The following is a 25069-nucleotide window of genomic DNA, read 5'->3' as shown; positions in this document are numbered from 1 at the left end:
CTGAATGCAGCGATGATACTTCGTTTATATTTTGAATCGAAATATGTTGTGATGGCGGCTCTCAACACACCCGGAGTATTGCCATGCCTACCCTGCTGCATATTGAATCGTCGCCGCGTAAGAAGCGGTCTGCTTCGCTCGACGTCGCACGCGCGTACATGGACGCTTACCGCGACACGCATCCGGATCATCGGATCGACGCGCTCGATCTGTGGTCCGTCGCGATGCCGGAGTTCGACGGCGACGCGCTCGATGCCAAATATGCGGACCTGAGCGGCGCACCGCTCAGCGAAGGCCAGCAGCAGGCGTGGACCAGCATACGGGAACTCGCGCAGCGACTGCACGACGCTGATACGTTGCTGTTCTCAGTGCCGCTGTGGAATTTTTCCATTCCGTACAAGCTCAAGCATTTTATTGACGTCGTGTCACAGCGCGGCATCCTATTCTCATTCGATGAGCGTGGACTGCAGGGCCTGCTGAAGGAGAAGAAAGCGGTGGTCATTTATGCACGTGGCCTCGACTATTCAGTGGGCTCGAGCACGCCCGCCCATTCATTCGATTTTCAGCGGCCGTTCATGGAAGCGTGGTTGCGATCCGTCGGCGTGACCGACGTCAAATCGATTGTGGTCGAGAAAACACTCCTTGGCCCCGAACTCGATCACGCGGCAAGGCAGGCGGCACGCGAGCAGGCAGTGACGCTCGCACAGGCAATTTGATTCGGCAAACGAAATATTGCGCGGCGCACGTGGTGCATCACTTTTCATGAATCAATGTGATACCCGACCACGTGACGCCGCCTCCATTCCTGTTTTTTTACGAGGCACTATTTTGACTACGCTGCTCAAGAAAGGGTTGTTGTCACTCGCCATAGCCGGTGGTCTGCTATCCGCCGCCACTGCACAGGCCGCGTCCGATCCTGATCTCGCGGGCAAGAACGTTGTGCTGGTACATGGCGCTTTCGCGGACGGATCGAGCTGGAACAAGGTGATACCTCTCCTCGAAGCAAAAGGCCTGCACGTGACGTCCGTGCAAAACCCACTGACGTCACTGGGCGATGACGTTTCGGCTGCGACCCGCGCGATTGACCGTCAAAACGGTCCGGTGGTGCTGGTTGGCCATTCGTGGGCCGGGTCCGTGATCACGGCGGCGGGTAACAACGATAAGGTCAAAGCGCTCGTCTACGTCGCAGCGTTTGCGCCCGACAATGGACAATCGGCCAACGACATTCAGAAAGGGCTGCCGGCGCCTGTATGGCTGCCCGAACTGCACAAGGACGCTGCGGGTTTCCTGACGCTGTCCGATAAGGCGATGGCCGAAAATTTCGCGCCCGATGTTTCCCACGCGCAGGCGCTTGTGCTCGCTGCGACGCAAGGGCCGTGGTATTCGGGCTGTCTCGACGAAAAGATTGGTCACGCGGCATGGCATGACAAGCCGTCCTGGTATGTTGTCTCGACGAAGGACCAGATCGTCCCTACAAGCTTCCAGATGAAACTCGCGAAACAGATCGGCGCTACGACCGTGGATGTCGATGCAAGTCACGTACCGATGCTATCGAAACCTCAGGAGGTCGCTGCCGCGATCATCTCGGCCGCACGTCAGGCGAAGTAGCAGCGAATCGGGCCACGGCGGCTCAGGACCCCCGCAACTCACGTACGCCCTTGCCTATCCGCCGCCGCAGCAACGTTCGCAACGTGACGCCATCCGCATAGCCGACCTGCTCGGCAATGCGATCAACGGTGAGCTTGCTGGTTCTGAGCAACTGGACGGCGCGCTCGATCCGCAGGTCCTGAATGTACTCGACCGGCGTTTTACCGAGCACGGCGTTCAAACGTCGCGTCAAGGTCCGCGTACTGGTCGCCAATGCATCGGCGACGACGTCCAGCGCGATTGCCGTGTCGAGGTGTTCCCGCACCCAGCGATCGAATCGCTCGACGAGTGGATCGGAATGAGAGAGGTGATCGGAGATCGCATAGGCGGACTGCGACAGCCGCGAATCGAATACGAGGTAGCGGGCCACGAGTGCCGCAAGCTCAGGGCTATTGTTGCGGATCAACCAGAGTGCAAGGTCGAGATGGCTTAGCGCAGCCCCTGCCGTTAGCACGTTGCCGCTGGGAACGACGATGCGATGCGCGTCCAGGTGCACCTTCGGGTAGCGCTGCCGGAACAGCGGCGAGAGCCACCAGGTGGTCGTGGCTTCGCCACCGTCGAGCAAGCCGCTTTCAGCCAGCACGAAGGTACCCGTACAGGCGGCTGCAATGCGGGCGCCGCCACTGCGCCACGAGCGCAAGGTATCTAGCGCATCGATCACGTCGTTCCGGCCGAGCGCAGGCACGAGATCCTCAGCCGTCGTGCGGTTGAGCGCCGGTACGACGACCCAATCCGGGGCAGGCAGGTCGGTCACATCGTGAACAGGCACTTGCATCCCAAGCGAGGTACGCACCTCGGGACGCACTCCCATCACGGTGATGTCGAAGCCCGCGGTGGCCATTCCCGTGGACCGCGCAAGGCTGTTGGCCATGGTCAAGCCATCGAGCACGGTGGTGAGGCCGGTGTCGAACACCCCTTCGAGTGCGAGGACAAAAATTCGCATGGCGGAATTGATACCAATATTGTCGATTCAGACAGTATTCCCCGTCGCACTCTGTTTGTACAGTGTCGTTCACCGCAGAGCCCCTCATGCGAATACTGGAGAACGAAGATGATCAGGAATGCCTTGTTTGTCCGACTTGAAGCCAAACCGGGGAAGGAGCAGACGGTAGCAGACTTCCTCGCCGCTGGTCTTGAAATGGCGGGCCAGGAAGCGACTACGCCGATCTGGTTCGCTCTCAAGCTATCGCCAACAACGTTTGGCATCTTCGACGCTTTTGCAAGTGAAGAGGATCGCCAGGCGCACCTGCATGGAAGTATTGCCGCTGCCCTGTTGGCACACGCCGACGAGATGCTGGCAAGCCCCCCGTCGATCGAATCGATCGACGTCCTGGGCATGAAGAATCAACTGGCGTGAGTCGTTTGCGCCTTGGCAGCGCATGTCGACCGGAGTTAGTGCTTCAGCACTTACTCCGGTCCCACGCAGAGCGCTCCGGTCCCATGCAAGATTGTTTCCGGCAAGCGTGGCGTCTGCCAGCGTCTGGCGCTCCGATTCAATCGCATTCACATAGATGGAGTAACTCGTGTCGATTCATTACAAACTAGCTGCATTATTCGCCACCCTTGCGCTTTCGAGCGCGTCTTTTGCGCAAGCGCCTGACGTCAAACCGGAACGGATTCGTGGCGATATCGTGTCGTTCAAAGGCGAGATTCTGACCGTGCACCGGAACAGCGGCGACACCGTGTCGATCGATGTCAAGCCGGACGTCGGGGTATCGGCTTTCAAGGCCGCCAAGCTTTCCGACGCCAAAGTCGGTTCGTACGTGGGGACGCCGGCGATCACGGGCAGCGATGGAAAACTGACGGCCACTTCGATGATCGTTTTTCCTGAAGCGGCACGCGGTACGGCCGAAGGGCATTTCGCGTATGACTTCGGTCCCAATAGCACGATGACGAATGCAAACGTGGTGTCGGTTGTCACCGGCACCAGCGGCCGTGAACTGAATCTGTCATACAAGGGCGGCAGCAGCACGGTAACCGTACCGGAAAACGTGCCGGTCGTGACGCCGGTTCCGGTGAGCAAGACAGATCTGACGGCGGGGAAGAAAGTTTTCGCCGTGGTGACACCGGGTGCGAGCGGCGTTTATGACGCGCACGTGCTGTTCGTCGAAAAAGACGGCGTGGTGCCAGCGTTCTAAGGCCTGATGCCGGCCCATAGCGGCCGGTCATGGCGGTGAGCGGCGCCATTTTCTGCAAGTGCATTGCGGTCTTCTTTTCCATTCACTCAACAATCCTAACCGATTGTTGAGTTCCTACTACTCAAGGACTCACATGCGTTTTCCGACGTTACGATCCGCTGCCGCGCAAGCGGCGGCTGCACTCTGCCTGCTTACCACTGCCGCTTCGCCCGCTTTTGCCGCACCGGTCAGGAACATCGTCGTGGTCCATGGCGCATTCGCCGATGCTGCGGGCTGGCGTCCCGTCTATAACATTCTGACGAAGGACGGCTACCACGTGACACTGGTGCAACAACCGCTGACGTCGTTTAACGACGACGTGACCGCCACGAAGCGCGTGCTCGATAGCCTTGACGGTCCGTGCGTACTTGTCGGCCACAGCTATGCCGGCGCGATCATTAGTGAAGCCGGAAACGACGAGCACGTTAAGTCGCTGGTCTACATCGCCGCGCATGCGCTCGACGCCGGTGAAACCATCGGTGAGAACGGCAAGAAGTACCCGGGTGGTCCGCTGTCCATCGTCGGCACGTCGGATCATTTTGTTTATCTGAAACCGGCCGACTATCCGTTGCAGTTCGCGCCCGACCTGCCCCGTGCGCAAGCCGAGTTCGAAGCGAATGCGCAGATACCGCTTGCGGCATCCGAGTTCTCAGCGCAGGTTTCCGATCCGGCGTGGAAGACAAAGCCGAGCTGGTACATGGTCGCGAAAGCCGACAAGATCATCAATCCGGAACTCGAACGCATGTATGCATCGCGTGCTCACGCGACCACGGTCGAAATCAACGGCGCGAGCCATGCGGTGTTTGAATCCCATCCGCGGGAAGTCGCCGCAATGATCGAACAGGCTGCACAGAAATCTGGCGAGTAAGCCGTTGCTCTTCCCCCAGGCGGTACGTATGCCCGTAACTGGAAAGGCAGCGCGTTGGCGCTCTTCCTGTCACGGGCATGCTGCCGATCCGAACGCAAGCCGCCTCACGTAGTCAACAACAAATCTCAAGGCGCCGGATTTGCGTTTCCAACGACGGGCAACCTCATCAATCACGAGATCGCTTTGATCCACGCAACGATTCAACCCGCCTGGGTCCGCATCACGCACTGGATTAACGCGCTCGCCGTCGTACTGATGGTAATGAGCGGCTGGCAAGTCTATGACGCCTCGCCGATCTTTCCAGCCTTGCGCTTTCCTGCCGCCATCACCTTGGGTAGCTGGCTTGGCGGCGCACTACTGTGGCACTTTGCGGTCATGTGGCTGCTGGTGACGAATTTCCTCGTCTACGTCGGGCTGAATCTAGCGTCCGGACGTCTGCGCCGCAAACTGCTGCCGCTCAGCTTCAAGTCACTTACAACCGATCTCGTCGCCGCGCTGCGTGGCAAGCTCGGCCATGAGGACCTCAGCCACTACAACGCCATCCAGAAGCTCGCCTATCTGGTGGTAATCGTCGATATCGCGCTACTGGTGCTCTCAGGGCTGGCCGTATGGAAGTCGGTGCAGTTTCCGCTCCTGCGCACGCTGATGGGCGGGTACGACAATGCGCGCGTCGTGCATTTCATTGCAATGAGCGTGCTGGTTGCGTTCTTCTTCGTGCACGTCGCCATGGTCGCACTGGTGCCGCGCTCGCTGCTTCTGATGATTCGTGGACGGTAGTCATGACTTTTCGAAAACGGCCTGTGAAGCTCGACACGTTTCTTTCGTCTCACGCCGAATCCATCATCAAGGATGCACGCAAAGAACTGAAAGATCCGGCACGCCGCCTGCTCGGAAAACGAATTCTCACGCTCGGCGGCATTGCGCTGCTGTCAGGTTGCGATTTGTCCAATGACAAGTCGGTGAACACCATGCTGCGCAAAATGTCGTTCTTCAACGATGACGTGCAAGCCCTGCTGTTCAATCCGAAAGAGATGGCCCCGACCTACCCGGAGTCGATGATCACACGGCCGTTTCCGTTCAACGCGTTCTACGGCATCGACGACGTGCCCGAAGTCGACGCGGCGACCTACCAGCTCCAGGTAAGTGGCCTCGCGAATGGCAAACGCGTCTGGACGCTCGACGAACTGCGCGCCTTGCCGCAGAAAAGTCAGATTACTCGGCATATCTGCATCGAAGGATGGAGTGCGATTGGCCGCTGGGGTGGCGTGCGCTTCTCCGAGTTCATGAAGCGTGCGGGCATGGACATGACGGCGAAGTATGTGTCGCTGCATTGTGCGGACAACTACTGGACCAGCATCGACATGCCGACGGCGTTGCATGCGCAGACCCTGCTCACGCTGACCTATGACGGTGCGGTGCTGCCGCCGAAATACGGCTTCCCGATGAAGCTGCGTATGCCGACCAAGCTCGGCTACAAGAATCCGAAGCATATCGTCGCGATCAGTGTGACGAACGACTATCCCGGTGGTTACTGGGAGAACCAGGGCTACAACTGGTTCGGCGGTTCCTGAAGGGCTCCTGAATCACGCCGGTTCGCCGTTTGCATCGCCGTGCCCGCCCCTATCAACCCTCGCCGCCAGGCAGCGCGGCATTGAACGCCAATGAGAGCGTGCCCACCAGAATGAGGCTCGATGCCCAGACTGCGTCCAGGTTGAACCAGCTCCGTGACACGAACTTCAGCCCCAGGTAGCGGTAGACCAACCAGGCCAGCAGTCCGCCAACCGCGATCATGGCGATCGCATGGACGCCGGAGACAAGCAGCGCCATGCCCAGATTGGCGTCGATCAGAGTCCGCGCGGCCTGATGCCCTCGATCCATGTCGTAGGACCGGCAAAGGCCGAGGTAGATCGGTACCAGCATCAGTCCGGCGCCGTGCGCGATGGCAACGGCGAAGGACCAGAGCGCAAGCCGCGACGGCGGGATACGCGCGAGTACACGCGGATGGCGCCGCCAGATCAGAAGGCAGACCCCAAAGCCGATGACCAGCAGACTCGCGCCGATCTGGATCTCGCGCTTCCAGGTGAGCAGGATCGCAAGCATGGCGAAGGGCACCATCACCACGAACATGGCCAACAGGTGCCCCGCCGCGAGATACAGGAGTGCGGAGAACAGCGCCCGTGCACGTTTGTCCATCAGCCCGCTCGAAACGGCGAGCGGCCATCCCATCGCCGGGTTGAGCCCGTGATAGAGGCCACTCGCCGCGACGGCTAACCAAAGGGCGATCTGCGGCCAGCCACTGCCAATCAAGTTCCCACCGACGGGTAGCAAAACGAATCGGTCGAGCAGTCGCCGCCTTCGAGCCGGATCTGGTGTGCCCGGTATCCGTCGGGAAACGCGACCCAGTAGTCGTCGGCCAGTGCAAGGCCGCCGCCAGGTTCAGCCCGGGCCATGACCTGGGCCGCCGGCACACCGTCCGGATAGAACTGGTTGTCCCACGTCGAGTAGAGCGAGTTGGTCCAGTAGACACGTTTCCCGTCACGACTGATCTCGACCATCTGCGGACCACCCGCAAAGGTTTTGCCATTCGGATGTGGCGTGCGCCGTACGATCCCGCCGATGTGGACCGATCCCGTGAGCTTCGGCTTACGCGGTTCCGTCACATCGTACTGGCGCATTTCGCCGGTTCCCCAACAGGCGACGTACAGGAATTTGTCGTCGATAGAGAGATCGATATCGGTGACGAGCGGCGGCACCGCGCCGAATCCCTGAAGCAAGGGCGGAAGCAGTTCCGCGGCCGCGGGCTCGGGCGGAATCGTCGCGGTCTTCTCGATGTGAAACTTTCCGCCCTCCCGCCACCAGGTCCAGATCGATCCTTCAAGGTTCGTCGTATCCACCACTACGCCGATGAAGCCGTATTCGCGGCCAGGATCGTGCGCAGGCCGCACTTCGAGCGCCATCTGATGGTTGGCGCCGAGGTCGATCGTCTGCACGTTGCGCCTCGCCCGCAAATCCCAGAAGTGGATGTGGTGCCCGTACTTGTTCGAGAGAAGATCTTCGGGGACGATCCCATTCTCGAATTGCGGCGGCAACGCCCACTCGCTCGACACCATGTAGTCGCGCGGCAGGTTCCACCAGAAATCGTAGTGTTTTTCCTGGGGCCCACGGTCGATTTCCCAGCGGCCGAGGACCTCGAAAGTCTCGCAGTCCATGATGAAAATCCCTGGGGGGCCGTCTGTGCCATCCTTCCCAGCGCCGCCGAGCGTGCTGACGTAGATTCCTTCCGGTCCGCAATGAACGGTGTGGGGACGCGAGTAGCCCGTCTTGCGGAAGATTTCCTCGGGTTCAATGATCTTGTGGATTTTCGCCTGGGTCGGATGGGGCTTGGTGTCCACGATGTAGATGCGCGAGGAGCGCATCCCCGGAATGATCAGATAACGCCGTTCGAGGAAGGCGTGGCCGGTCAGCGGCGACAGTGACGATGAGCAGGCATTCCATCCAAAGTGATGAAATTCGTCCCCCTTGTTCGGCACCGGCACCGTGTGAACCACCTGGCTGTAGGTCGGCGATCCGGGCTTCACATCGACGACGGCGAGCGCATCGGGCTGCGAGAAATCGGGGCTGAGCATCAGCGTGTAAGCGAAGTCTTCCGCTGGCGCATCCATGGCGAGTTTCGGCGATGCGTGGAACGTAGGATCTGGGCGCATTCCCATGACGAGGTCCTCCTGTCGATCTGGTTCGGGGCCGGTAGCGGCGGGAGCGACCGGTTGTTTCGCCAACTTCAGCGCGCCTCGCAATTCGTCATACTTAAGCGCGTTATTGCACTCTCATTGTCGCGCCGGCGGACCGTTAGTGCTGCACGCCCCAACGCCGAACGGTCACGCGCTCGAGCGTATCGAACACCAGATGCTCGATCAGCAGGCCAATCACGATGACCGCAGCCAGCCCCGCGAAAACGCGATCCGTATACAACTCGTTGCGATTCTGAAAGATATACCAGCCAAGCCCACCGCTGCCAGAACTCGCGCCGAATACGAGTTCGGCGGCGATCAGCGTGCGCCAAGCAAAGGCCCAGCCCACACGCAAGCCGGCAAGAATCGACGGCAATGCCGCCGGCACGAGGATCAGCAGCACATGGCGGATACCGGTGAGGCCGTAGTTACGCCCTGTCATACGCAGCGTCGCCGGCACCGATTGAAAACCGGAGTACGTGTTGAGCGCAAGCGGCCACAGCACCGCGTGCACCAGGACGAACAGCAGGCTGCCGGTGCCGAGTCCGAACCAGAGCAAAGCGAGCGGCAACAGCGCGATGGAAGGCAACGGGTTGAACATCGCGGTCAGCATCGATAGTAAATCGCGGCCTATACGCGTCGATACGGCCAGCGACGTCAGAACAAAGGCGAGTGCGGCGCCAAGCAGATAGCCGCGCAGCAGCACGGACATCGACACCGCCGTTTTCTGCAGCAGTTCGCCCGACCAGACACCTTGTACGAAGGCGCTGAACGTCGCGCCGAAAGTCGGCAGCAGCAGATCGTTGTCGACCGCGCGCGCTGCGATTTCCCATATCGCGATCAACACCAGCGCAATCAGCGTCGTGCGCAACCAGCCTTGCGCAAAGAGGCGCTTGCCGAGAGGTAGCGGCGCTTCGAGAACAAGTTCACCGAGCGGTTCGAGTGGGCGCTCATACTCTTCGCGAACCGGCGGCAGCAGGACGATGGGCGTACTCATTGAACGGCCTCCGTTTGTTCGAACAACAGGTGATGGATGCGCGCAACACTGTGCTGAAAGTCGCTGCGCCCGAAACTATCCTGCGAATACTGGTGACTGTTCAGCTCGGCGCGCACGCGACCCGGATGCGGCGACAGCAACAGAATCCGGTTACCGACCACGAGCGCCTCTTCGATTGAATGCGTGACGAACAGTAGCGTGAAGTTCACCTCTTCCCACAGGCGCAGCAGTTCCTCCTGCATCTTGCGGCGGGTCAGCGCGTCGAGCGCGGCAAACGGTTCATCCATCAGCAGCACGCGCGGTTGCATCGCCAGCGCGCGGGCAATCGCGACGCGCTGCTTCATCCCGCCCGACAACGTATGCGGATAGGCATTGGCAAACGAAGCAAGCCCCACCTTGTCGAGATAGTGCAGCGCGTGTTCTTTGGCTTCTGTGCGTGAAAGTTTCTTCGCCACCCGCAGCGGGAAAGCCACGTTCTGCAGAACCGTCTTCCACGGCGGCAACTGGTCGAATTCCTGAAACACGACAATACGATCAGCGCCGGGGCCGCGCACGGCAACGCCTTCGAGCGAGATGCTGCCCGACGTCGGCTGGATGAAACCGGCCACGGCTTTGAGCAGCGTCGACTTGCCGCAACCCGAGGGGCCAAGCAGGACGAAGCGGTCGCCCCCGTACACGTCGAAACTCACGTCGTGGGTCGCGCGAACGATCCGTTCACGCGTGCGGTATTCGAGGTTGACGTGTTCGACCGCGAGCAGTCTTTCGCTGGTCGCCGGAGTGGCCTGCTCAGCATCGTTCGGAAACAGCAAGGTAGGATTGGCCACCATCAGATCGCTCCCTGTAAGCCGACCGCACGCGCCGATGAATAGCCGGCGAAGCTCGATAAGAAAATCACGCTCAACTTCCCGCCGCGGTTGCCGGATCGTCGAAGAAATAATCCTTCCATGACTTGGGCTCGTTTTTGATTACGCCGACGCGATACATGAACTGCGCGAGTCCGAACGTGTTCTGCGGTGCGACCTTGAACTGCACCTGCGGATCCTTGATGACCTTCAGCAGCAGATTGCGGTCGATTTTCGACTGGTTCGTACGGATGTAGATATCGGCTGCGACGTCGGGGTTCGCGGAGATAAAGCGTGCGGCATCCGCCAGCGCATCGACGAATGCGCGATAGGTCTTCGGATTGGTGTCGCGGAATTTTTCTGTTGCGTACAGGACGGTTGCCGAGCTCGGGCCACCCAGCACGTCGTACGAATTCAGCACGATGTGCGCCTTCGGATTGCCGGCGAGTTCCTGCTCCTGAAACGGCGGATTGCCGAAGTGTCCGGTGATTTCCGTGCCGCCTGCGATGATCGCCGCGGCCGCGTCGGGATGCGGCAGCGCCTGCGTGAACTTGTCGAGACGGTTGTAATCCTTGTCGCCCCAGCGTTTCGCCGCCGCGTATTGCAGCACGCGCGATTGCACCGACACATTGACCGCCGGCAGCGCGATACGGTCCTTCTCGGTGAAGTCGGCGATCGTCTTGACATTGGGATTGTTGCTGACGAGGTAGTACGGCAGATTACCGAGCGACGCCACGCCCTTCACGTTCTGCTTGCCATGCGTGCGGTCCCAGATCGTCAGCAAAGGGCCGACGCCCGCACCGGCGATATCCACCGCGCCGGAGAGCAGCGCATCGTTGACCGCGGCGCCACCCGAGAGCTTCACCCAGTCGACCCTGATGTCGAGGCCCTGCTTACGCCCTTCTTTCTCGACAAATTGCTGGTCGCGCGCTACGTTCAGCAGCAGATAGACGATACCGAACTGTTCGGCGATGCGGATCTGCCCTTCGGCGTGCGCGGGTACGGCTGCGCCGAAACCAGCGACACCGATCGACAAAGTAAGCAGCGTTGCGGTCAAACGACGGGAAAAAGACGACCGAATAGCGGTCGGGCGAAACCTGGCAAGCATCGGAACTCCGGTCAGCATGTGGGCGTGTGGGTATGGTTGAGGCGGGCGGCGTTGCCGTCAGAACGGCACGTCGCCTTCAATCGTCGTGCGATACAGTTTGCGGCGCAGATGATCTGGCGTGCCGGCCGCAAGATGCATCAACGAGCGGTTGTCCCAGAACACCATGTCGTGTTCGGCCCATTGATGCCGGTACAGATGCTCGGGGCGCACGCTATGCGCGAAAATTTCCTCGAGTAATGAATTGCTCTCGTCTTCCGGCAAGCCGATCACGCGAGTCGTGAAATGCTCGCTGACGAAGAGCGCGCGGCGCCCGGTCTCAGGATGCGTGCGCACAATCGGCTGCACGACTGGTTTCACTTGTGCGATCTGCTCCGCCGACAGATTCGGCCGCCATGGGCTGCGTTTCTGCAATTCCGCGTATTTCGCGAGATATGTGTGCTCGGCCGAACGCCCTTCCACCGCGTTGCGCAAGTGCGCCGGCAACGTGTCCCACGCGAGGTGCATGTTGGCGAACAGCGTGTCGCCGCCTTCCGAAGGCAGTTCCTGCGCATGCAGCAGCGAGCCGAGGCTCGGCTTCTCCTTGTACGACAGATCGGAATGCCAGTAATGACCGGCGTCACCGAGACCGATCGGCTGGCCGTTCTCGACGATGTTCGAGACGACCAGCACCTCCGGATAGCCCGGCAACTGGAATTGATGCAGCACGTGAATCTGCAACGGGCCGAAGCGGCGGCTGAAGGCAATCTGCTGATCCGGCGTGATGCGTTGATCGCGAAACACCAGCACGTGATGGTCCAGATGCGCACGGTGAATGCGCGCGAAATCGTCCTGACCCAACGGTTCGCTGAGATCGAGACCCAGAACTTCAGCGCCGACGGGACCGTCGAAAGCGCGAATTTCGATGTGCCGGGCTTGATTGATATGGCCAGTGGCGTTGGCGGCGGTAGGTGTTAAGGCAGTCGTCACAGGAAACTCTTCGTCGAATCTGTTCGAAGGACGCCGGCTAAGGCGAAGTCAGACGAATTTACCGGTGCATGCGCGCGGCGACAACGAAGCAAATCCGATACGGTTATCTGCTTGAGTGATAAACCCGATGCTTTAACGCGCTGCGGGCCGCGTTCAAGCCCCAGATCGCCGCGAGCAGCTTTGCCGCATCGTCGGGATGGCTGCGAACCCACACCCCCGCCGACGTCAACTGCGCGACCAGGATGCTGATCGCATCGGGGTGAGCCGTGGCGAAGAATTGGCGGCGGTCTGCGCGTGAGCGGCACTCACGACGAGCAGCGAAGACAGCGCCGCGCGAGCGAGCAAACGAAAGATAGAAAAGGTCAAGGCTCGAAATTCCGGTCTGGTCAATACGATCAAACCGCGATCGTAACAACGCCGAATCGCATGGATAAGCGAGCGTTTTAACTATGCTTAGCAGGCTAACGCATAACGACGAAAAACTGCGTTGAGAGTCAGTGCGCGTTCCATGCTCTGTCCGGCGTTAGCCGTCCACAGGCGGCTCAAGCCTTCTCCTGATCACGTCGATCAACGCGCGTACCTTTGCCGTCGGATAACGGGTAGGCGGAAACACCGCGTAGATGCCCTTGGGCTTGCCGGCCCAATCCGGCAACAGGCGGACCAGCCGACCCGCCGCCACGTCTTCCGCGATCGAAAAATCAGTCAGCAATCCGAAGCCACCGCCCACCAGTGTCGCCGCACGGGCGGCATCGGCCGTATTCACCAGCAGAACATTCTCGCAGCGCACGCTTTGTCTTGTGCCTTTCGCCCGCTGCAACTCAAGCGTCAGCGGATGCGGCAAGACAGATAGCGCGACATGAGGCATGGCAGCGAGCGCAGCCGGCGTCTTCGGCTTACCCCACGTATCGATGAATTCCGGACTCGCGACGATCCATTTGACGAAACCACCGAGCTTCACGGCGCGATAGCCCGAGTCGGCAAGTTGCCCCAGACGGATGGCCACGTCGATGCCTTCCGCGATCAGATCCACATAGTGGTCGTTGCAAACCAGTTCGATGTCGAGTTCCGGATACGTACGGCGCATCTCCACCAGCGCGGGCGTCACCACCAACGCCCCGTAGTCGATCGGCGCATTCACGCGCAACGTGCCGCGTAACGGCGCCGATTCCCCCGACACGGCCGATAGCGCTTCCTCCGCCGCCTGCAAGATCTTGCAACTTGCCTCGTAGAAGGCGCGCCCGCTTTCGGTCACGCTGAGCCGCCGCGTCGTTCGGACCAGCAGACCCGCGCCGATTTCGCGCTCGAGCCGCTGCAGGTGCGTGCTGACCATGGTTTTCGTGAGGCCGAGACGCGCGGCCGCCGCGGTGAACGAGCCCGCTTCCACCACTGCAACAAAAATCGCAAGGCGGTTCAGATTGACATCTTTTAGATCTGCCATTCGCCGATTGTCCATCTTTGATTGATTATGTTTTCTAGCTTAGCAGTCTTCTGCGCGGCACCGCGAGCCGGTACGCTTACCCCATTCCAGTCGACGGTTGTCGGCTTTTCCCGCTCCAGGAGCTTTCAATGTCAGCCGCCCAACCCGCCCAGCCGATCCGCCTTCACACCACGCTCCTCTCCGGGCACGGGCACCGCGTCAAGTTGTTCCTGACATTACTCGATCTGCCTTTTGAAGTGATCGAATTGAACATGGCTGCCGGCGACAATCGTCGCCCGGAATACCTGAAGCTCAACCCGTTCGGCCAGGTGCCGACAATCGAAGATGGCGAGACGGTGCTGTTCGATTCGAACGCAATCCTCGTCTATCTGGCGAAACGCTATGGCGACCCGTCATGGCTGCCGGAAGACGCGCTTGGCGCCGCCGCCGTGCAACGCTGGCTCTCGCTCGCCGCCGGCCAGATCGCTTACGGACCGTGCGCAGCGCGGCTGGTGACGGTATTCGGTGCGCCGCTCAATCTCGACACCGCGCAGAAGATCGCCCACAAGCTATTCGACGTGCTCGACGCCGAGCTTGCCGGCAAGAATTTCGCCGCGGGGGACCATGTGAGCATCGCCGACATCGCCGCGCATACGTATATCGCCCATGCGCCGGAAGGCGGCGTCTCGCTCGAACCGTACCCGAACATCCGGGCGTGGCTCCGCCGTGTCGAAGCGCTGCCACGCTTCATCGCGATGCCTGCAACGAAGGCCGGACTGCTCGCCGCGTAACCAGAGAAATGCGTAAGCCCTGACGGGCAGAGGCCGATATGTCCCAGCATTCTTCCAGCACGCCGCGCGGCTGGGACGCCGCCGAGTCGCCGTTTCACGCCGCCGAACTCCTGGTACAGCAACATGTGGGAGTAAACGAAGAGGCGGAGTCGATTGGCCGTCGAGGCATCCGTCGCCATATGCCGGATCAGCATCGGCAGTTTTACGCCGAACAGCCATTCATGGTGTTCGGCGGGCTCGATGCAAACGGCCAGCCGTGGGCAACCCTGCGCGCAGCCGAACCGGGCTTTGTATCGTCGCCGGACCCGCGTACGTTGCGGATCGATGGCGGCGTTTTACCGGGCGATCCACTGGCCGGGTACTGGCAGCCCGGCATGATGATTGGCGGCCTGGGCTTGCAAGCGCAGACTCGCCGGCGCAATCGCGTCAACGGCGTGGTGTCGTCGGTAGATGGCGATACGGTCACGCTCGAGGTCATGCAAAGCTTCGGCAACTGCGCAAAATATATTCAAAGCCGTACGCCGACGTTCGTTGCACGCGGCGCAACCGGCACGCAGACACCCGTTGAAACGTCGACCCAACTCAGCGCAGCGGACCGCGCATTGCTGGCCAACGCGGATACTTTTTTTATCGCGAGCGCGAACGTCAGCGAGGATGCGGGCCCGGCTCGCGGCGCCGATGTTTCGCATCGCGGCGGCATGCCGGGCTTCGTGCGTATTGACGACGCGACCACCCTGACAACGCCCGATTTCAGCGGCAACCGCTTGTTCAACACACTGGGGAATCTGCTTCATGATCCGCGCGCCGGCTTGTTGTTCGTAGACTTTGCGAGCGGTGACATGCTGTACGTCGCGGCCCTCGCCGAGATCGTCTGGGACGGTCCGGAACTGGTTGAGTTTCCATTGGCCGAGCGGCTGGTGCGCTTTCGTATTACCGAAGTGCGGCGCAGCCGCCAAGCGTTACCGTTTCATTGGTCGGAAGTCGGCTATGCGCCGCAGTTCGTGACGCCGGCTTCACTGGCCGCTTCGGTGCCCGCTCCACTGCCTGCTTCGCTGCCCGATCCCCTGTCGGCCTCACCGCTCGATTTCCTGCCTGCTTCAACGCTCGAATCGCCGTGGAAGAAGCTCAGGATCTCCGCCGTGCACGAAGAAACGCCCATGATCCGCTCGTTCTATTTTGAATCGACGGACGGCTCACCGTTGCCGGCGTACGAGCCCGGGCAATACTTGCCGATCCGCGTGCCGATCGACGGCTTGGACAAACCGCTGACGCGCACCTATACGCTGTCCGACGGGAGCAACCGGCGGCAGTACCGGATCACCGTGAAACGCGACGGGGTCGGCTCAGCCTGGCTGCATGACCGCTTCGCCGCCGGCATGCAGATCGAAGCGATGGCACCGCGTGGCGCATTCACCTACGATTCAGCCAGCCTGCGCCCCGCCGTGTTCATTTCGGCGGGTATCGGCATCACGCCGATGATCACGATGCTGCATCACGCCATTGCCGCGCGCGAGCCGCTTAGTCCGCCCAGGCCGCTGCATTTCTTCCATGGCGCGCGACGCGACGTCGATCGACCGTTCAGTGCGCACCTGCAGGACCTCGCGTCGCGCCATCCGGCGGTCTCGATGCACCTGTTCGACAGCGCCACCGATCCAGCCACCCACGCGCCTTCCGGCACCCTGCCCGGTCGCGTGACCCTGGCTGAAATCAAGCGCGCACTGCCCTTCGACGACTACGACTTCTATCTGTGCGGTCCCGAGTCGTTCATGCGTGAACTGTATGAAGGATTGCGCGCGCTTAACGTCGCTGATAACAGAATCCGCTTTGAGGCGTTTGGACCGGCAACGATCAAACGTACGCAGGCAACCCCACCGGCGGTGGCGGAAAACGCTCAAAGCTCGCGCCCCGCACACGTGCCGGCAAGCGATGGGGCGGCCATACCCGTCACGTTCGCGCGATCGCAGCGCACGGTCCAATGGCTACCGGAGAACGGCACGCTTCTCGACCTCGCCGAAGCATGCGGGATCGCCGCGCCTTCGAGCTGCCGGTCCGGGATATGCGGCACCTGCTCCACGCGCGTGTTAAACGGGCGAGTCGCCTACGAAGAACCCACGGACGCCCCCATCGACGCAGGCCACGCCCTCATCTGCATGGGGCGGCCGGTTGCCGACGACGTCGCCGCGAAAGACGGACTGTCGCTGGAACTCTGAATGACGGGCCCGCCGTCATGAGGCAAAATCGGACTACGCATGCGGCCACGCAGGTGCCTACTGTTTCCGATCGGTAAGATCAAGCGGGTGCCCGGCATTTTTACAGCAAATGCCGGTTTTCCCACATACCGAAAGCTTACGGCCAGTCATCCTGATGACTCGGGCGTGCGGCGGGAGGTTGTCATGTCGGTATATGTCGATGAAGGATTCAGGCCGTGCGTCACGGAATGCGCAACCGTCGCCTTCCGCGTCTGTTATGACGATCGAGTGCAGGTCTTCGAGGTCAGCGCCGAGGCGTTGATGACCTATTGCGGGGCCGCGAGCAAGCGGCGCACGGATTTGCTCGTCGCGTTCGAAGACGCCCAACTGGAAATATTGAAGGTGGTGGAGTGCAAGTGGCCGTTCAAACAGACCGAGCCCGTGCGCCTCGGGCTCGACGAATTTCGAATGGTCAGACATTAGGTATGCCAGAATCGCGTCCATGACCTGGATCGCCGCCCTGCCGATGTACAACGTGACGCCCGCGCTTGCCACTGTGTGGCGCGAGTGGTTAGACGACGTCTTGCGCATGGTGAGCCCGGACTGCCGCATCGTCGAGCCCGACGAGGAACTCCATGGTTTCTGGCGGCGCCCTAACGTACTGCTCTCGCAAACCTGCGGTTATCCATTGATGCATGGATTGATCGAGCAGGTTCAGGTCATCGCCACGCCGCAATTCGATGCGCCGGGCTGCGCAGGGGCGGATTATTCGAGCGTCCTGGTGACGCGGGCGGATGCGCAGTTCGATTCACTTGCGGCTTGCCGTGGCGCGCGTGCCGCCTACAATCAGGACGATTCGAATAGCGGCATGAATGTGTTTCGCCACGCGGTGGCGCCGCTTGCGCGCGACGGCGCGTTTTTCAGCGCGGTCCTGCGCACCGGCTCGCATCTCGGATCGTTGCGGGCGGTGGTCGACAATCGCGCAGACGTCGCCGCAATCGACTGCGTGACGTTCGCCTTTGTCTGCGATGAATTGCCGGAATTGGCGCAAAAGGTTCGGCAAATCGGCTTGACGGCAGCATCGCCGGGTCTGCCTTTGATTGCGTCCAACAACGTGCCGTCCGCGACGATCGAGACGCTGCGCGAGGTACTCAACGAAGCGCACCGTGCCCAGCCCGAGCGTGCCAAACGCCTGCGTTTGAAGGGTTTTTCCGCGTTGCCGCTCACCGACTACGCACGGATCGAGCAACTCGAAAACGAAGCGCGCGCCGCCGGCTACGCGCGCCTCGCTTAAGCACGGCCGTTAGCCCACATCCAGCACCAGAAGCTGCGCCCCGTCGGCAACCTGATCGCCAACCGCATACAGGAATTCCTTTACCGTACCTGCCGCCGGCGCGCCGATCGTGTGCTCCATCTTCATCGCCTCCATCACGATCAGCGGCGTGCCCTTCTCCACCACCGTGCCCGGTTCGACCAGCAGCGCGATCACCTTGCCCGGCATCGGTGCGGTCAAGCGGCCTTCGCCACCTTCAGCATCCGCGGCATGGGCGAGCAGGTTCTGCCACTCGAACGCCAGCGCCTCGCCGAGGCAGAACACGTGGAACGTGTCGCCGTCGATGAAAACACGCCCGGTGACCCGCGCATCGCCGATCGTCGCGCGGTATTCGTGCTGGCCGGTGCCTTCCGACCAGGTGAAGCCTTCGCGCACACCGTCGTGTTCGAGCGTTTGCGTGGCGCCGTCGCGGGCGAACGTGGCCGTGAAAACGCTTTCGTTTTCGACGTCACGCCAGCCGAGCGTCTGCGTATAGCCACTGTTCAGACGCCAGTGCGATAGTGCATCCCACGGCGACGCGCCGTGCGCCGTGCCGCCTTCACGCGTCAACAATGCGGCGCAAGCGAGCGCCAGCGCTTCCTTGAAGGGCTTTTTCACGGGCGCGAACAAGGCATCGTGATGACGCTCGATCAAACCCGTATCGAGATCGCCAGTCGCAAACGGTTCGCTCGTGACAATGCGTTGCAGGAACTCGACGTTGGTGTGCGGGCCGACCACTTCGCAGGCACGCAGCGCACGATTCATCCGCGCGAGCGCCTCTTCACGCGTCGCGCCGTGGACGATCAGCTTGGCAATCATCGGATCGTAGAACGGCGTGATGGCGTCGCCTTCGCGCACGCCGCTGTCGATACGCACCGGCGCCTTGCGACCCGGTTCGCCTAGGCCGGCCGCGCCGATGGTGAATTCGACGCCTTCGGGCATGCGCAAATGCTTGAGCGTACCCGTCGACGGCAGGAAGCCACGGGCCGGATGCTCGGCGTAAATACGCGCTTCGATCGCGTGGCCGTCGATTTTCAGTTGCTCTTGCGAAAGCGGCAGCGGTTCGTCGGCGGCGACGCGCAGTTGCCATTCCACCAGATCCTGGCCCGTCACCATTTCCGTGACCGGATGCTCGACCTGCAGGCGCGTGTTCATCTCCATGAAGTAGAAGTCGCCCGTGCTGGTCATGATGAACTCGACCGTGCCCGCGCCCACGTAATTCACCGCACGCGCGGCGGCCACGGCCGCTTCGCCCATCTCGCGTTTGACTTCCGCGGACAAACCCGGTGCCGGCGCTTCTTCCAGCACCTTCTGGTGACGGCGTTGCACCGAGCAATCGCGGTCGAACAGATACACCGCGCCGCCGTGACGGTCCGCGAATACCTGTACTTCCACGTGACGCGGCCGCGTCAGATACTTTTCGATCAGCACGCGGTCGTTGCCGAAACTGCTGGCCGCTTCGCGTTTGCACGACGCCAGTGCCGCCGCGAAATCTTCAGTGCGCTCGACCACGCGCATGCCTTTGCCGCCGCCACCCGCGCTCGCTTTCAGCAAGACCGGATAACCGATCGCATCGGCTTCGCGATGCAGCAACTCAGGATCCTGATCGTCGCCGTGATAACCCGGCACGAGCGGCACGGCCGCCGCATGCATCAGCGCCTTCGCGGCCGCCTTCGAGCCCATGGCGGCGATCGCTTCGACCGGCGGTCCGATGAATACGATGCCGGCCGCTTCGCAGGCGTGCGCGAAGTCTTCGTTTTCCGACAGGAAGCCGTAGCCCGGATGCACCGCCTGTGCGCCGGTCGCACGCGCGGCTTCGATGATGCGCTCGACCCGCAGATAGCTTTCCGCCGCGGTCGAACCGCCGATATGTACCGCCTCGTCACATGCGGCCACGTGTTTCGCGTTGGCGTCCGCATCGGAATACACGGCCACGCTCGCGATACCGAGCCGCTTGCAGGTCGCGGCGACCCGGCAGGCAATCTCGCCGCGGTTGGCAATCAGGATCTTGTTGAACATGAGGTGTCTCGGTGAAGTGTCCCGTTCGGGGCTGTGTTGTTCTGGCGAAGGCCGGACAGCGCCCTGGAGTGGAGGCTTGCCCGCGCTTCAGGTGCGCTTCAGGTGCGCTTCAGTTACGCTTCAGTTACGTTTCAACGGCATGTCAATCGCGCCAGGACGGCGTGCGCTTTTCGAGGAACGACGCGACGCCTTCACGGCCTTCCGCACCGGCTCGCGTGCGGGCGATGCGCGCCGCCGTGTCTTCGATCATGGCCTCGTTCAACTCATGGCCAGCGATGTCCTGCACTAGCTGCTTGCAGGCACGCACCGCTTGCGGACCGTTTGCGCAAAGCGTCTCGGCGATCTGCTGCACGGTAGCGTCGAGTTGTTCCGCACTGACTGCTTCGCTAACCAGGCCGAGGCGGAATGCCGTCGCGCAATCGAACTGCTCAGCGGTCGTGAAGTAGCGGCGCGACGCCTGCTCCCCCAACGCACGGATCACGTACGGCGCGATGGTCGCCGGGATCAGGCCGAGACGCGCTTCCGACAGGCAAAAACGCGCGCTCTCTACCGCAACGACGATATCGCACGCCGAGATCAGACCCATGCCGCCCGCGTAGGCGTCGCCGTTCACCCGTGCAACCACCGGTTTGCTGCAGCGATAGATCGACGACAGCATGTTCGCCAGCAGCATCGCGTCGGCACGGTTCTCGTCGTCCGAGTAGCCGGCCATCTTCTTCATCCAGTTCAGGTCGGCGCCTGCGCAGAATGCCTTGCCGTTCGCGGCGAGCACTACTGCGCGCACGTCGTCGCGCACGTTCAAGGCCGTGAAGACCGAGGTGATTTCGGCGATCATCGTTTCGTTGAACGCATTGCGCACGTCCGGCCGATTCAGCGTGACCGTGGCGATCTGCCCGGCGAAAGCGACATTCAGCGTTTCGTATTGCATCGTTGCAGCTCCTGCGCTTTGCGCTCTGTCACATTCTGAACACGCCGAAACGCGTGTCTTCGATCGGTGCGTTCATCGTCGCCGAGAGGCCGAGGCCAAGCACATCGCGCGTTTGCGCCGGATCGATCACGCCGTCGTCCCACAGACGAGCGCTTGCGTAGTACGGGTGACCCTGATGCTCGTATTGGTCTCGGATAGGTTGCTTGAACGCCTCTTCTTCTTCGGCGCTCCACGAACCGCCCTTGCCTTCGATGCCATCGCGCTTGACCGTGGCCAGCACCGACGCCGCCTGCTCGCCGCCCATCACCGAAATGCGCGCGTTCGGCCACATCCACAGGAAGCGCGGCGAATACGCGCGGCCGCACATGCCATAGTTGCCTGCCCCGAACGAACCGCCGATGATCACCGTGAACTTCGGCACCTTCGCCGTGGCCACGGCCGTCACCATCTTCGCGCCGTTACGCGCGATGCCTTCGTTTTCGTACTTGCGGCCCACCATGAAGCCCGTGATGTTCTGCAGGAACACGAGCGGAATCTTGCGCTGGCAGCACAGTTCGATGAAGTGCGCGCCCTTGAGCGCCGACTCCGAAAACAGAATGCCGTTGTTCGCGATGATGCCGACCGGGTGCCCCCAGATATGCGCGAAGCCACACACGAGCGTGGTGCCGTAGCGGGCCTTGAATTCGTCGAAAGCGGAATCGTCGACAATGCGCGCGATCACCTCGCGGATATCGAACGGCTTGCGCGTATCGACGGGAATCACGCCGTACATGCTCTTCACGTCGTAGCGCGGCGGCTTCGGCTCCTGCAATGCCACCGGCACCTGCTTCGTGCGATTCAGATTACCGACGATGCTGCGCGCAATACCCAGTGCATGTGCGTCGTTCTGCGCGAGATGATCGACCACGCCCGACAGACGCGTATGCACATCGCCGCCACCGAGGTCTTCCGCGCTCACCACTTCACCGGTTGCGGCTTTGACGAGCGGCGGGCCGCCGAGAAAAATCGTCCCCTGATTCTTGACGATGATCGATTCGTCGCTCATGGCCGGCACGTAGGCGCCGCCTGCCGTGCACGAACCCATCACGACGGCGATCTGCGGGATGCCTGCCGCGGACAGATTCGCCTGATTGAAGAAGATGCGGCCGAAGTGATCGCGATCGGGAAACACGTCGTCCTGATTCGGCAGATTCGCCCCGCCCGAGTCGACCAGGTAGACACACGGCAAATGATTTTCAGCAGCGATTTCCTGCGCCCGCACGTGCTTTTTCACGGTGACGGGATAGTACGTGCCGCCCTTGACCGTCGCGTCATTGCAGACGATCACGCACTCCTGCCCCGCGATGCGGCCAATGCCCGTGATGACGCCAGCGCCCGGCGCATCGTTGTGATACATGCCGTAGGCCGCGAGTTGCGAGAACTCGAGAAACGGCGTGCCCGGATCGAGCAGTTTCTCGATGCGCTCACGTGGCAGCAGTTTGCCGCGGCCCGTGTGTTTGTCGCGCGCCGCTTGCCCGCCGCCCAGCGCGAGTTTCTCGACCTTCGCGCGAAGATCGGCGACCAGCGCTTCGAGCGCCGCCGCATTGGTGCGGAAGTCGTCCGAGCGCGGATTCAGCTTTGATTCGATGATCGGCATTGCGTGGATTCTCCTATGTCGATCGGAGTTGGATGCAAAGCTCTTACTCCGATCCCATGCAAAGTGCGGCTCAAGCCGTTTCGGCAAACAGTTCGCGGCCGATCAGCATGCGGCGGATTTCGCTCGTGCCCGCGCCGATTTCATAGAGCTTCGCATCGCGCCACAGACGGCCGACCGGATACTCGTTGATATAGCCATTGCCGCCGAGAATCTGGATCGCCTCGCCGGCCATCCAAGTCGCTTTTTCAGCGGTGTAGAGAATCACGCCCGCACAGTCCTTACGCACCTGGCGCACGTGTTCCTTGCCGAGCGTATCGAGTTGACGGCCCACAGCGTAGAGATACGCGCGGCACGCTTGCAGCGTGGTGTACAGATCGGCGACCTTGCCTTGAATTAGCTGGAATTCGCCGATCGGCTGGCCGAACTGCTTGCGGTCGTGGATATACGGCACGACCGCGTCCATGACTGCGACCATGATGCCGGTCGGGCCACCGGCAAGCACGGCGCGTTCGTAATCGAGGCCGCTCATCAGCACCTTCACACCGCCGTTCAACTGGCCAAGGATATTTTCTTCCGGCACTTCGACGTCCTGGAACACCAGTTCGCCGGTATGCGAACCGCGCATGCCGAGCTTGTCGAGTTTTTGCGCGACCGAGAAACCCTTCATGCCCTTCTCGACGATAAACGCGGTAATGCCCCGCGAATTCGCTTCGGGATCGGTTTTGGCATAGACGACCAGCGTGTCGCAATCCGGGCCATTGGTGATCCACATTTTCGTGCCGTTCAGCACATAGTGGTCGCCCTTCTTGTCCGCGCGCAGCTTCATGCTGACGACGTCCGAACCCGCGTTCGGTTCGCTCATGGCGAGCGCGCCGATGTGTTCGCCGGAGACCAGCTTGGGCAGATATTTTTCCTTCTGCACTGCCGTGCCGTTGCGATGAATCTGGTTGACGCACAGATTCGAGTGCGCCCCGTATGAGAGACCGACCGATGCCGACGCGCGCGAGATTTCTTCCATCGCGACCATGTGCGCCGTGTAGCCCATATTCGCGCCGCCGTACTCCTCCGAGACCGTCATGCCGAGCACGCCCAGGTCGCCGAATTTGCGCCACAGGTCCATGGGGAACTGATCCGTGCGATCGATTTCCGCGGCGCGCGGGGCGATTTCTTTGGCGGCGAATCCGGCGATGCTGTCGCGCAGCATTTCGATTTCTTCGCCGAGCGGGAATTGCAAACCGGGCAGGTTGCTCATTGCAGTGTCTCCAGAGTTCGTTGGCGGACCGGCTTAGCCTGGGTGGGTGCCGGCCCGTCTGAGTGCGGCTCAGCGGACGGCGGCGGCCTTATGGGCCGCCTTTACCACCCCGCACGAGGCGCGAAACGTTCAAGGCGCATTTCACGCCAGATTTACGTAAGCGTCAAGTGGTATTTTTGAGTATCACTCAGAAACTGGTTGGCATGCGTCTGGAGCCGCTATACAGTGATGGGATGGGTGTCACCGAGGCGATTGGCCTCACAAATCTGAACTGGACTCATATGACGGTTGCCATGAAGGCTGAGTTACCTGCCTCGCGCCGCCAGCCGGCCGGGCGCAAGTCTCAGCAGCGCGTGAGGGAGATCTTGCAGGCGGGGCGCGACGTGTTCTCCGAGAAGGGCTACGAGCGCGCGACGACGGCGGAGATTGCGCAGCGCCTGGGGATTTCCGAGGCGACGGTGTTCAGTTATTTTCGCGGCAAGCGCGAGTTATGCGCGCGGGTGATTGGCGACTGGTACGACGAGATCATTGAAGCGATCGAGTCGGGGCTGCCGCGGGATGGCAGCGTGCGGCAGCAGTTTGCTTTTATTGTGCGGACGCATTTGCGGTTGATGCTGGTCAATGGCACCGACCTGTGTGCTTTGGTGTTGTCCGAGGGCCGGGCCCGGCATCATGAGTTGAGTGAGGCGCTGACGGAATTGCAGCGGCGGTATACGGCGCCGTTGATGCGGGTGTTGGCGCAGGGCCAGGAGACTGGGCAGATTCGGGCTGACATGCCGTTGAGGTTGTTGCGGTCGATGGTGTTTGGGCCGATGGAACATGTGCTGTGGGACGCTACGCTGGCTAATCGGCATATCGATATTGACGCTACCGCGGGTCAGTTAATCGATGTTTTATGGGCGGCTTTGATGCCGCCGGATTTGGAGGTCAGTGCTTTGCAGCAGTTCAGGGCGGAGGTTGTTGAGGCTAATCGGCGGTTTGATGAGGCGGCTCGGGCGCCTCGTGGTGGATAGTGGTTTTGGTTTTTTGCGTTTTTTGTCCGCGCGGCGCTTTTTGTCAGTGTTCTTAGGGCTTTGGCCTTTCCTTGTTCTGGCTTTCGTGCCTTTCCTTGTTCTGGCTTTCGTGCCTTTCCTTGCATTGTTAGTGGTCTATTAGCGTTGCCCCTGTGCGGGGCGGCACCTACTTCTCTTTG

24 protein-coding genes are annotated in these 25069 nt (G+C 61.3%); 12 read left to right on the top strand and 12 right to left on the bottom strand.

What is annotated here, in order from left to right; genetic code table 11:
* The first annotated feature begins 83 nt into the window (after positions 1-83).
* Both M0D64_RS27815 and M0D64_RS27810 read left to right on the top strand, forming a co-directional pair.
* Positions 84-716 carry an FMN-dependent NADH-azoreductase gene (locus tag M0D64_RS27815; RefSeq protein WP_266260075.1) on the top strand — a complete coding sequence of 211 codons (633 nt, stop codon included), beginning with the start codon at positions 84-86 and terminating at the stop codon, positions 714-716.
* Between the two features lie 112 nt (positions 717-828).
* The gene (locus tag M0D64_RS27810) at positions 829-1608 is read left to right on the top strand and encodes an alpha/beta fold hydrolase (protein WP_266260074.1); all 780 of its coding nucleotides are present in this window, start codon (positions 829-831) and stop codon (positions 1606-1608) included.
* A 22-nt stretch (positions 1609-1630) separates the two neighbouring features.
* Here the strand turns inward: M0D64_RS27810 and M0D64_RS27805 are convergent, their stop codons facing one another.
* On the bottom strand, positions 1631-2590 hold the full coding sequence (locus tag M0D64_RS27805) for a GlxA family transcriptional regulator (RefSeq protein ID WP_266260073.1): 960 nt from the start codon (positions 2588-2590) through the stop codon (positions 1631-1633).
* Positions 2591-2698: 108 nt separating this feature from the next.
* Here M0D64_RS27805 and M0D64_RS27800 point away from each other — a divergent pair, with 108 nt between their 5' ends.
* From M0D64_RS27800 to M0D64_RS27780, 5 genes are all read left to right on the top strand, one after another.
* Positions 2699-3004 (top strand): putative quinol monooxygenase, encoded by a 306-nt coding sequence (locus M0D64_RS27800; protein ID WP_266260072.1) that lies wholly within the window; start codon positions 2699-2701, stop codon positions 3002-3004.
* 166 nt (positions 3005-3170) lie between these two features.
* Positions 3171-3785, top strand: a complete 615-nt coding sequence (locus tag M0D64_RS27795; RefSeq protein ID WP_266260071.1) for a hypothetical protein — start codon at positions 3171-3173, stop codon at positions 3783-3785.
* A 133-nt stretch (positions 3786-3918) separates the two neighbouring features.
* The gene (locus tag M0D64_RS27790) at positions 3919-4692 is read left to right on the top strand and encodes an alpha/beta fold hydrolase (protein WP_266260069.1); all 774 of its coding nucleotides are present in this window, start codon (positions 3919-3921) and stop codon (positions 4690-4692) included.
* A 183-nt stretch (positions 4693-4875) separates the two neighbouring features.
* On the top strand, positions 4876-5469 hold the full coding sequence (locus M0D64_RS27785) for a cytochrome b/b6 domain-containing protein (protein WP_266260067.1): 594 nt from the start codon (positions 4876-4878) through the stop codon (positions 5467-5469).
* Positions 5470-5471: 2 nt separating this feature from the next.
* Positions 5472-6263, top strand: a complete 792-nt coding sequence (locus M0D64_RS27780) for a molybdopterin-dependent oxidoreductase (protein WP_266260066.1) — start codon at positions 5472-5474, stop codon at positions 6261-6263.
* Between the two features lie 52 nt (positions 6264-6315).
* Here the strand turns inward: M0D64_RS27780 and M0D64_RS27775 are convergent, their stop codons facing one another.
* From M0D64_RS27775 to M0D64_RS27745, 7 genes are all read right to left on the bottom strand, one after another.
* Positions 6316-6999, bottom strand: coding sequence for a hypothetical protein (locus tag M0D64_RS27775; protein ID WP_266260065.1), 684 nt, complete (start codon positions 6997-6999; stop codon positions 6316-6318).
* Complete coding sequence (locus tag M0D64_RS27770) at positions 6996-8402, bottom strand: selenium-binding protein SBP56-related protein (protein ID WP_266260064.1); 1407 nt, start codon at positions 8400-8402, stop codon at positions 6996-6998. Before M0D64_RS27770 ends, M0D64_RS27775 begins: the two co-directional genes overlap by 4 nt.
* Before the next feature lie 136 nt (positions 8403-8538).
* The gene (locus M0D64_RS27765) at positions 8539-9417 is read right to left on the bottom strand and encodes an ABC transporter permease (protein WP_266260063.1); all 879 of its coding nucleotides are present in this window, start codon (positions 9415-9417) and stop codon (positions 8539-8541) included.
* Positions 9414-10244 carry an ABC transporter ATP-binding protein gene (locus tag M0D64_RS27760; protein ID WP_266260062.1) on the bottom strand — a complete coding sequence of 277 codons (831 nt, stop codon included), beginning with the start codon at positions 10242-10244 and terminating at the stop codon, positions 9414-9416. Before M0D64_RS27760 ends, M0D64_RS27765 begins: the two co-directional genes overlap by 4 nt.
* Before the next feature lie 70 nt (positions 10245-10314).
* A complete protein-coding gene (locus M0D64_RS27755) occupies positions 10315-11367 on the bottom strand; it encodes an ABC transporter substrate-binding protein (protein WP_266260061.1) in 1053 nt (350 codons plus the stop codon).
* Between the two features lie 57 nt (positions 11368-11424).
* Complete coding sequence (locus M0D64_RS27750) at positions 11425-12288, bottom strand: TauD/TfdA family dioxygenase (protein ID WP_266260155.1); 864 nt, start codon at positions 12286-12288, stop codon at positions 11425-11427.
* A 568-nt stretch (positions 12289-12856) separates the two neighbouring features.
* On the bottom strand, positions 12857-13771 hold the full coding sequence (locus M0D64_RS27745; RefSeq protein ID WP_266260060.1) for a LysR family transcriptional regulator: 915 nt from the start codon (positions 13769-13771) through the stop codon (positions 12857-12859).
* A gap of 128 nt (positions 13772-13899) precedes the next feature.
* Here M0D64_RS27745 and M0D64_RS27740 point away from each other — a divergent pair, with 128 nt between their 5' ends.
* The 4 genes from M0D64_RS27740 to M0D64_RS27725 all read left to right on the top strand — a co-directional run bounded on the left by M0D64_RS27740 (position 13900) and on the right by M0D64_RS27725 (position 18024).
* Positions 13900-14541, top strand: a complete 642-nt coding sequence (locus tag M0D64_RS27740) for a glutathione S-transferase family protein (RefSeq protein ID WP_266260059.1) — start codon at positions 13900-13902, stop codon at positions 14539-14541.
* Positions 14542-14579: 38 nt separating this feature from the next.
* Positions 14580-16751 (top strand): pyridoxamine 5'-phosphate oxidase family protein, encoded by a 2172-nt coding sequence (locus M0D64_RS27735; RefSeq protein WP_266260058.1) that lies wholly within the window; start codon positions 14580-14582, stop codon positions 16749-16751.
* Positions 16752-16934: 183 nt separating this feature from the next.
* The gene (locus M0D64_RS27730; RefSeq protein ID WP_154558316.1) at positions 16935-17213 is read left to right on the top strand and encodes a DUF1488 family protein; all 279 of its coding nucleotides are present in this window, start codon (positions 16935-16937) and stop codon (positions 17211-17213) included.
* A gap of 19 nt (positions 17214-17232) precedes the next feature.
* Positions 17233-18024: a phosphate/phosphite/phosphonate ABC transporter substrate-binding protein gene (locus M0D64_RS27725; protein ID WP_266260056.1), complete on the top strand. Its 792-nt coding sequence runs from the start codon at positions 17233-17235 to the stop codon at positions 18022-18024.
* Positions 18025-18033: 9 nt separating this feature from the next.
* On the opposite strand, the gene M0D64_RS27720 is transcribed toward M0D64_RS27725, so the two are convergent.
* The 4 genes from M0D64_RS27720 to M0D64_RS27705 form a co-directional block, all read right to left on the bottom strand.
* Positions 18034-20061, bottom strand: a complete 2028-nt coding sequence (locus M0D64_RS27720; protein WP_171926177.1) for an acetyl/propionyl/methylcrotonyl-CoA carboxylase subunit alpha — start codon at positions 20059-20061, stop codon at positions 18034-18036.
* 142 nt (positions 20062-20203) lie between these two features.
* On the bottom strand, positions 20204-20989 hold the full coding sequence (locus M0D64_RS27715) for an enoyl-CoA hydratase/isomerase family protein (RefSeq protein WP_171926176.1): 786 nt from the start codon (positions 20987-20989) through the stop codon (positions 20204-20206).
* Positions 20990-21017: 28 nt separating this feature from the next.
* Positions 21018-22625, bottom strand: a complete 1608-nt coding sequence (locus M0D64_RS27710) for a carboxyl transferase domain-containing protein (RefSeq protein ID WP_266260055.1) — start codon at positions 22623-22625, stop codon at positions 21018-21020.
* A 70-nt stretch (positions 22626-22695) separates the two neighbouring features.
* The gene (locus tag M0D64_RS27705; RefSeq protein ID WP_266260053.1) at positions 22696-23877 is read right to left on the bottom strand and encodes an isovaleryl-CoA dehydrogenase; all 1182 of its coding nucleotides are present in this window, start codon (positions 23875-23877) and stop codon (positions 22696-22698) included.
* Between the two features lie 281 nt (positions 23878-24158).
* On the opposite strand from M0D64_RS27705, the gene M0D64_RS27700 reads away from it, so the two are divergent.
* Positions 24159-24890 (top strand): TetR/AcrR family transcriptional regulator, encoded by a 732-nt coding sequence (locus tag M0D64_RS27700; protein WP_154558448.1) that lies wholly within the window; start codon positions 24159-24161, stop codon positions 24888-24890.
* The last annotated feature ends 179 nt before the right edge of the window (positions 24891-25069 follow it).

Origin of the sequence: Paraburkholderia sp. WS6, assembly GCF_030464835.1 — a bacterium.
Lineage (GTDB): Bacteria > Pseudomonadota > Gammaproteobacteria > Burkholderiales > Burkholderiaceae > Paraburkholderia > Paraburkholderia madseniana.
Note: the sequence above shows the minus strand (reverse complement) of the source record. Positions and strands in the feature narration are given on the sequence as shown.